7 protein-coding genes are annotated in these 8397 nt (G+C 46.3%); 4 read left to right on the top strand and 3 right to left on the bottom strand.

Going from position 1 to position 8397, the window contains the following annotated elements; genetic code table 11:
• Window positions 1–239: 239 nt before the first annotated feature.
• The gene (locus tag ABNT28_RS08550) at window positions 240–503 is read left to right on the top strand and encodes a hypothetical protein (protein WP_348721388.1); all 264 of its coding nucleotides are present in this window, start codon (window positions 240–242) and stop codon (window positions 501–503) included.
• 41 nt (window positions 504–544) lie between these two features.
• On the opposite strand, the gene ABNT28_RS08545 is transcribed toward ABNT28_RS08550, so the two are convergent.
• The 3 genes from ABNT28_RS08545 to ABNT28_RS08535 form a co-directional block, all read right to left on the bottom strand.
• Window positions 545–1054, bottom strand: coding sequence for a TRAP transporter small permease (locus ABNT28_RS08545; RefSeq protein ID WP_332923743.1), 510 nt, complete (start codon window positions 1052–1054; stop codon window positions 545–547).
• Window positions 1055–1063: 9 nt separating this feature from the next.
• On the bottom strand, window positions 1064–2344 hold the full coding sequence (locus ABNT28_RS08540) for a TRAP transporter large permease (protein WP_332923742.1): 1281 nt from the start codon (window positions 2342–2344) through the stop codon (window positions 1064–1066).
• 92 nt (window positions 2345–2436) lie between these two features.
• Window positions 2437–3477: a TRAP transporter substrate-binding protein gene (locus ABNT28_RS08535; protein WP_348721387.1), complete on the bottom strand. Its 1041-nt coding sequence runs from the start codon at window positions 3475–3477 to the stop codon at window positions 2437–2439.
• Window positions 3478–3913: 436 nt separating this feature from the next.
• Here ABNT28_RS08535 and ABNT28_RS08530 point away from each other — a divergent pair, with 436 nt between their 5' ends.
• The 3 genes from ABNT28_RS08530 to ABNT28_RS08520 all read left to right on the top strand — a co-directional run bounded on the left by ABNT28_RS08530 (window position 3914) and on the right by ABNT28_RS08520 (window position 8208).
• Window positions 3914–5062, top strand: coding sequence for an epoxide hydrolase family protein (locus ABNT28_RS08530; protein WP_348721386.1), 1149 nt, complete (start codon window positions 3914–3916; stop codon window positions 5060–5062).
• Window positions 5063–5131: 69 nt separating this feature from the next.
• The gene (locus ABNT28_RS08525) at window positions 5132–6622 is read left to right on the top strand and encodes an aldehyde dehydrogenase (protein WP_332923739.1); all 1491 of its coding nucleotides are present in this window, start codon (window positions 5132–5134) and stop codon (window positions 6620–6622) included.
• Between the two features lie 110 nt (window positions 6623–6732).
• Window positions 6733–8208: a PLP-dependent aminotransferase family protein gene (locus tag ABNT28_RS08520; protein WP_332923738.1), complete on the top strand. Its 1476-nt coding sequence runs from the start codon at window positions 6733–6735 to the stop codon at window positions 8206–8208.
• The last annotated feature ends 189 nt before the right edge of the window (window positions 8209–8397 follow it).

The raw sequence follows: 8397 nt of genomic DNA, 5'->3' as shown, positions 1-8397 counted from the left end.
TTTCTCTTATATCACTGAAATAAAAGCGTTTATCGTGGTAACAGCTCTGGTGACGCTCAAAATGTCGTACAAAATTTCCCCTTCTTACATCCGTAACTGCGATGGTATAGACCATTTTATTCGCCATATTCCTGTTGATGTGCAGTAGCATTACCGTAGTGACAGGATCAGTATATAACTGTGTGCGATGGGCCAGATAATCTGCAAGCTAAGCCATTACCTCTTGAGGAAGCTTCTTTATGAGCGGCTCAAAGGCTAGAAGAGCGAATAGTAGCGTCGCCTTTCCACGCTTCTATAATGGACAGATATGCAAAGCCAACTCAGCCAGTACCACCCTTAATAAGTGGATGAAATCAACTATTGGCAATGGCTATGTTGTGTATGGATTAAGGCATAGCCTCAGAGATCGTTTAAGAGCTGTAGAACAAACACCAGACATCATTGACGCTATTGGTTGGACGACAACAGGCATAAGTCATGCTATGGAAAAAACTATGATTTAGAATATCAAAACAAGCTGACTGTTAAGATCTTATTAGAAAGATTAGACCTTTTTCAGAAAACAAATAGCAGCACCAAAGGCGGTCAGAAACCCTGCTATTGGGAGGATCATCACTGCGTATTTTTTTGGCATGTAGTTCTCTTTAAACTCAATGCCTTTTGCCGTGAATTCAAAATGCCACATTTCCCAGTATTTGCCACGCATACCCTCGACCAGCTCAACCCCGTAAATGATCAAAATGAAGCCGACCAGTATAATCATAAGTTTCCAGAACTGGCGGACATACAGAGCCAGCTTCGCAGGCAATTTTTCATAGATTAAATTTAATGCGATATGTTCATTATCTCTGGCGGTGAGCGAAAGCGCGATGAACATCAACCAGATATTACTTAAAACAGTCAACAGATCCCCCCAAACAGGTGGATTTGCGAACACATATCTCATCATCACAGTATAGAGGGTGAATCCAACCATCAAAGCCAGAAACAGTGAACAAAGTGCCTCTAAAGCACGATGGACAAAACGGTCAATGTGATTCAGGAATTGCCACATAGCTCTCTATTAACTCATGATCTGGGGAAGAAACATCGTCAACTCCGGAATGACGATAATGAAAAACAACAGTAGAAACAGTCCAGCTAGATAAGGCACTAACGCCACCGCTACCGCTTCTAATCGCACTTGCGCGATCGTTGCAGAGGTAAAGTAGGCAACCCCAACCGGCGGTGTTACCGACCCTATTAAGAAGCCAACGATGACAACGACGGCGGCCTGAACCTCAGGAAAGCCAGCTTTCGCCATCACATCAACCAAAACGGGGCCAACGATTATTATATTTACGGCGGAGTCCATCACCATTCCGAGCAGAAAAATGAAAAGCATCAGTGCCAAAATAAAAATCACTGGGGAATCGGTAAGCCCCAATAGCCAAGTCTCGAGATCATTGATGGCACCCAATGAGGTAAGCAACCAGCTAAACGGCCCCGACGCTGCGATGATAATAAAAACCATCGCCGAATTACGGAATGCCCGACGGAAAGCGCCAGCACATTCCTTCCATTTAATAGTACGGTAAACAAACACACCCGTAAATAACGCGACCATCGCTGTGATAGCACCAGCCTCAACGACCGACGCAACACCCCCCATGACTGAACCAACCAAAACCACGGGGATCAGCAACGCAAAAGAGGATCGATAGAACTCTTTACCTGCGCGCTTTATCGAGAACGACTCTTCGCTGCGCTCAAAATCGTATTTTACCGCGAAATAATGGTTGATGAGCATAATCACCACGCCAATCAACAGGCCCGGAATAATCCCTGCCGCGAACAATGACGCAATCGAAATCTCGGTCGCATTGGCAAGAACAATCATCATGATGCTGGGCGGAATGATGCCGCCTATGGTCGAGCTTACGCCTGTAACGGCGGCAGAAAAGGCAGGTGGGTATCCAGCTTTTTTCATCGCTGGTAATACTAAAGCACCAACGGTAGCCGTATCAGCCACTACCGACCCATTCATACCCGCAAAAAACATGCTTACCAGCACATTGACTTGCGCCAATCCTCCGCGCAGTCGGCCAATCAGCGCCCTGCTCAATGCCACGAGCCGATCGGTAATCGTCGCACTGGTCATTAATTCACCTGTCAGCATAAAGAACGCAATCGCTGTCAATGGTACTGAATCAATGGCGGTAAACATCTGACTTGGAATCAAGACAAGAGGCACGGCGTCGGTAATCAAAATATAAAAGAAAGGTATTAGGATTAAAGTGAAGCCAATGGGAGCACCACAAAGGATTAGAAACAGCAATATGCCAAGTAGAAGGATGCTTTCCATGATGACTCACATATGAAGGTTTTGTTTCAGAAAAACCATCTAGGCTAATCCGAAGCCTAGATGATCTTTTCAAAGTTTAATAGATGAATGATTTATAACGCCCCAGCTTCTTCTAGCTGCGCCACAAAACTATCCATGCCTTGTTCCAGAAGCACCCTTTTGGCAACCTCAGGCTCAAATGTGCCCTTCGCATCCAACCACGCACCAATTGCGCCGGCTCTCCATTGAGTCAATTCCGCTTCAGATGGCACATACCACTCTTTCGCAGACTCTTTAATGGCATTTTCACCATTCTTGATCCAAGCGTTATCCAACTCATTGACTTTTTCACCATAGGCATCGGCCGCTTGATGTAACCATTCTCTCTCCTTAGAAGACAGCGCGTTATACTGCTTAGCATCCATCGCCAGAATATTACCAGACCACATGCCACCAATCTCGGTGAAGTATTTTGCAACTTCATGAAGCTTTGCTACATGCTGCCAGGGGCTAGCGACATACTGGCCCTCGACTACACCTGACTGAAGCCCCTGATATAGCTGGCTCCAATCATAAGGTGTGGGAACAGCGCCCCAATTTTTAACGAGCATGAACTCAACTGGGCTCTTGGTAGTCCGCCACTTGAGACCTTTCATATCGTCAGGAACCCGAATCGGTTTGGTAGCATTCCCAAGCTGCCTGAAGCCACCACTCGAATAAACGGAAAGACAAATATGCCCCGCATTCTCAAGTGCCAGCTTACACTGTCGTTCGGCCAGCCAATCATTTGAAATACGCTTAGCATCTTCGAGTGATTTAAAGATGAAAGGCAAATCGAAAATCGCTAATTCTGATCCAAAATTACCATAGTTTGCCGTAGAGCTGGTCCACAGAGCTATAAGTCCTTGGTTCGCCTGTTCACCGCATTTCTGTTCAGCACACAAGCTTTTTTGATAATGTGGTTCGATTTTCATCTTGCCACCGGAAACTTTCTCCAAGGCTGGCATCAATGCTTGATCTATGGCGTCACCGATTGGCATACCCAGCCTACCAGTAGTTCCGAGCTTGAGCACAGTCTCGGCACTCGCACCCTCAACGCCAAATACAATGGCGGCCGCTGTGAGAGTCGTTTTCCAGAAGGAATTCTTTTTCATTTCCTGCTCCCTATGTCGCAAGGCTAGGCCTTGATGTTTGTCTTTGATCAATATCCAATATTGACGTTTGTCATATCTAATCATTCACGGCCACAACGCCGCAAGAAAGGGACAAAGCATTCTATTAATAAGGACAGATAGGCTTATTTCACGCGCCTGAGTTCTAGAAAAATCTAGTGTGGAAACTGCATATTATGTTATTTTTCAATTTCTTGTTTTACCTTTTATAAATTTACAAAACTGCTGAAATACAGGTCTTCACACCTCATAACGTTAAATCTGTCCCTATAAAAAAGCATTTCTGCTCCTTTTATCGAAGTCAGTTTTTTGGATAAGTCAGATATTATAATGTATGACAGCTTACCCGTTTTGAAGCGGCTTAGAAGTTACAGGCCTACGGCACATTAGATTTATATTGAAAATAAGAAAGACCAATATGGCACACCTAACCCCTTATCATCTTGATATATCCGAAGATACGATTGCGACTATAAAAGCACGCGTTGCTTCATATCCATGGCATGAAATGCCGGATGATGGGGGCTGGGATTATGGCGTCAATCTAGATTACATGAAGGAAATCTGCGCATATTGGGTCGAAGAATTTGACTGGTACAAACAACAGGCGGCTATCAACCGGTTTGATCAATTTACAGCGCCTGTTGATGGTGTTGATTTACATTTTATTCACGAAAAAGGTAGTGGACCAAATCCTAAACCACTGATTATCAGCCATGGGTGGCCTGGCACAGTCGTTGAATTTCTTGATTTTATTGACTTGCTAGCTCATCCTGAACGATTTGGTGGTGATGTCAAAGATGCTTTTGACGTAGTGGCGCCATCATTACCTGGTTTTGGATTTTCCGGCAGACCACCGCGCCCTTGGGGACCCCGCCGCATGGCCAAGGCCTTCAACAGCCTGATGACTGATACGCTTGGCTATGACAGCTATATAGCGCAAGGCGGCGATTGGGGTGGAGCTGTTTCCAGCTTTCTTGGGTATGACCATCCCTCCACCTGCCAGGCCATTCACATTAATATCCTGACAATGCGCCACCCTGACGGGCCGCAAACACCAGCAGAGCAGGCCTGGGCCGACCAGTTCGAGATCGATCAGATCATGGAGAACGGCTATCGCACACAGCAGGCCACGCGCCCCCAAACGCTCAGTTACGCCATGATGGATAGTCCAGTTGGTGTTGTCGCTTGGATTCTGGAAAAGATGAATTCATGGTCGGATACGGTCGGAAATGATGTTGAAAGCGTGTATAGCAAAGACCAGCTTTTGACCAATATCATGGTCTATATTGTTACACGCACGTTTAATACGGCATCATGGATTTATTACGGACGACGCGAAGAAGGTGGGCGTGTCCTCTCACCCGAAGGACGGCGTGTTGAGGTGCCAACCGCCTGTGCAGTATTCCCAAAGGAATTACTGGCATGGCCGCCGAAAACCTATGCCGAGCGTCTTTATAATGTCACCCAATGGACCGAAATGCCACGTGGTGGGCATTTTGCGGCAATGGAACAACCAGAGTTGCTGATCGCCGATATCCGAAAATTCGCCCGCAGTTTGGGATAGGCTGAGCCTTGTGCCAGATTTAATGCTGATGACCATCATCTATAACTTGCAATCACGAAGGAGCGTTTTATGTCCCAGACCAAGACACATTTCCATTCTATAAAAGACACCATCAGCCTGACAACACAGGCATTTATTGACGGGGTCTATTGTGACGCCGCCGGTGGTGACAAGCTTGAAACCTCAAATCCAGCAACTGGTGAAAAGATCACCAGCTTTGCCCATTGTAAAGCCGCCGATGTGGATCGTGCTGTTGCCGCTGGCCGCCGTGTTTTCAATGAAGGTACATGGTCACGTTCAGCTCCAGAATATCGTAAGGACGTGCTATTAAAACTAGCTGCATTGGTTGAACAGAACAAAGAAGAACTTGCTGTTCTGGAAAGTATTGATGCTGGTAAAACGATTACCGACTGTCTGCATGAGGTTGGTACCGAAGCTCCGGCTTTTTTCCGCTGGTATGCTGAATTGGCTGATAAGACGTTTGGCAAAATTGCCCCGACTGGCGATGACGCAATGGCGCTTATTGTCAAGGAACCAGCTGGGGTTGCGGGGGCTATCCTACCGTGGAATTTCCCATTCTTGATGGCGGTGTGGAAAATCGCTCCGGCGCTTGCGGCTGGCTGTTCGATTGTGGTGAAACCAGCCGAACAAACCCCGCTTAGCACGATCAGACTTGGCGCATTACTGAACGAGGCTGGTGTACCAGCTGGTGTGGTGAGCATTCTGCCCGGGCTTGGCGAGACAGCTGGTCAGGCAATTGGTATGCATAACGATATTGACACTGTTTCCTTTACCGGTTCAACCGAGGTTGGACGAATGTTCATGCGCTATTCGGGTGATAGTAATCTGAAAAGTGTTGGTCTTGAAATGGGTGGAAAAAGCCCTTTCATCGTTCTTGATGATGCGGTTATCAATGATGATCTGATCGAACATGCGGCGATGGCTGCTTTCTGGAATGGTGGACAGAATTGTTCGGCTAATATGCGGCAGATTATTGCCAAGCCGCTTGTTGATGATTTCATGGAAAAAATCTTAAAACGTGTTGCCGCTTTCCAACTTGGCGACCCTCTGGATCCGGAAACAACTATTGGGTCAATGATTACGCCGGAGCATAAGGCGCAGGTCATGAGCTATATTAACAAGGGAACAGCTGAAGGCGCCAAACTTGTCGTTGGCGGTGATGTTGATGGCCCCGGCCAGTTCATTGCACCAACTGTATTTGATGGGGTTACAAATGATATGACCATAGCACGCGATGAAATTTTTGGCCCCGTGCTTGGCGTTATGCCAGTCGCGTCACCTGAAGAAGCGCTCGCAATCGCAAGTGATACTGACTATGGCCTCCATGCTACCGTTTTTACTCGTGATATTGATCGGGCTATTTCGATGGCACGACGGTTACCATGCGGAACAGTTTCGGTGAATGGATTTTCCGAAGGCGATATTAAAACGCCTTTTGGTGGATATAAGCAATCTGGTTCGCTGGCACGAGATAATGGAACCGAGGCGCTGGAACAATATATGCAAACCAAAACTATCTGGATCACGACTGGTGGGTAATTTGCTAACAAAAGTCCATTCGTGATAACATTTCTATGATTGCTAATTATTACCATGGAATCAGCGCTGATCCATAAAAGTATGAATTTGGCTCATTGCTGGAGGTGAAGATGGGTTCACAAGACGCTTTATCAACAGTCACCTCCTCAGAGGTTGGTAAAAAGGATCTTGTGCGCCGGGCTATTTGTTCACGCATTATCAGGGGTATCTATCGCGAGGGCGAGAAAGTGCCGTCATGCCGCGAAATTGCAAACCAATTACAAGTTTCGAAAAATAGCGCCTATGAAGCCTATTCGGATCTGGTCGGTATTGGGATTCTGCAATCACACAACAGGTCTGGATTTACCGTGGGCATGACGCCTTCGGCAAACAACCCAAATGTTGCTCAGCTTTATGCCGAAGAATCTTCACCGCAATCACAACCTCCAATAGTAACAGCCAATTGCCGGTTACCAGAACCCAAATTACGTGCGAAGCAACCCAAGAACTGGACTGAATTCCGGTTTCCTTTCGTTTATAACCAAATTGATACTGAATTATTTCCGATTGAGGCATGGCGGGAATGCTCACGTCTTGCTCTTGGACGAAAAGCCCTGCCAATTTGGACTAGTGAAGCGGTAGATATTGATTGCCCTGATCTGGTATTCCAACTCCGCCAGCGCCTACTACATTACCGCGGAATTGACGTTAGTGAAGATGAAATCCTGATTACCGTTGGCGCACAGCATGCACTGAGTATCATAGCGACATTATTCAATGATGACGATCGACCCATTGCCTTTGAAAATCCAGGCTATCAAGAAGCGCGTCATCTATTTCACCTCTATAATAATAAAATCGAATATGTTGATGTTGGGCATAACGGTCTTAATACAGATAGCTTGCCAGAAAATTTCAAATTTGTATATGTTACGCCTGGATGCCAATTCCCGACCATGGTTGTCATGCCTGAAGAACATCAGTTGCAATTGATCCATAAGGCTGAAGCGGCAAACGCAATGGTGATTGAGGATGATTACGAAATTGGCCTTGTTGGCCACTTAAAGTTACGACCAGCCTTAAAGTCACATGATAAGACTGGCCGCGTGATTTATGTGGGCAGCCTCTCCAAAACCTTGTCACCAAGCATTCGCATGGGATATATCGTCGCCCATCCAGACATCATCAAGTCGGTTAAAATTATCCGCAGTCTAACGGTTCGGCACCCGCCAAGCGTAGTTCAGGAAACAACAGCAATATTTCTGGCGCATGGGTATCATGATGCGCATCTAAAGAATTTACGGCAAATCTACTCTGAGCGCTGGCATATTATGAATGAGGGGATAAACCGTCATTTGCCGATGTTTTCCCGGGGTGGTGCAACTGGTGGCACCTCTTTCTGGCTCGCTGGACCGCCACAATTTGATGCAGACGTTTTTGCAACCCGGCTTCAAAAACGTGGCGTGCTGATTGAGCCTGGTCACATTTTTTTCGATAGTGGAAACCCTAAGAACTTTTTCCGGATTGGTTTTCCATCCGTTGCTGGTAACAATATAGATGTTGGCTTGAGACAAATTGGTCAGGAAGCAAAATCGATGTTACGCTGAAGTAATATTTGATTTGCCAGCCAACTAAGTAAAAGCTCTGAGGTTTGAATGCCAAGGCCTTTTAGTGAAGACATGTTGTTTATAAGCTTTGCGCATTCGTTTGCTGGGATAATCTTGCAAACTAGCTTAATAGCAGAAGTTTCTAGCCTTCGACTTGCCTTATGCAGGTGTCGAACTTGCCCCGGGCAC

Source organism: uncultured Candidatus Puniceispirillum sp., assembly GCF_963979125.1.
Taxonomy (GTDB): domain Bacteria; phylum Pseudomonadota; class Alphaproteobacteria; order Puniceispirillales; family Puniceispirillaceae; genus Puniceispirillum.
This window is presented reverse-complemented; position numbering and strand designations above follow the sequence as displayed.

Coding starts and splice junctions, on each gene's coding strand:
- ABNT28_RS08550 (WP_348721388.1), top strand. CDS start 240: ATGAGCGGCTCAAAGGCTAGAAGAGCGAATAGTAGCGTCGCCTTTCCA.
- ABNT28_RS08545 (WP_332923743.1), bottom strand. CDS start 1,054: ATGTGGCAATTCCTGAATCACATTGACCGTTTTGTCCATCGTGCTTTA.
- ABNT28_RS08530 (WP_348721386.1), top strand. CDS start 3,914: ATGGCACACCTAACCCCTTATCATCTTGATATATCCGAAGATACGATT.
- ABNT28_RS08525 (WP_332923739.1), top strand. CDS start 5,132: ATGTCCCAGACCAAGACACATTTCCATTCTATAAAAGACACCATCAGC.
- ABNT28_RS08520 (WP_332923738.1), top strand. CDS start 6,733: ATGGGTTCACAAGACGCTTTATCAACAGTCACCTCCTCAGAGGTTGGT.
- ABNT28_RS08540 (WP_332923742.1), bottom strand. CDS start 2,344: ATGGAAAGCATCCTTCTACTTGGCATATTGCTGTTTCTAATCCTTTGT.
- ABNT28_RS08535 (WP_348721387.1), bottom strand. CDS start 3,477: ATGAAAAAGAATTCCTTCTGGAAAACGACTCTCACAGCGGCCGCCATT.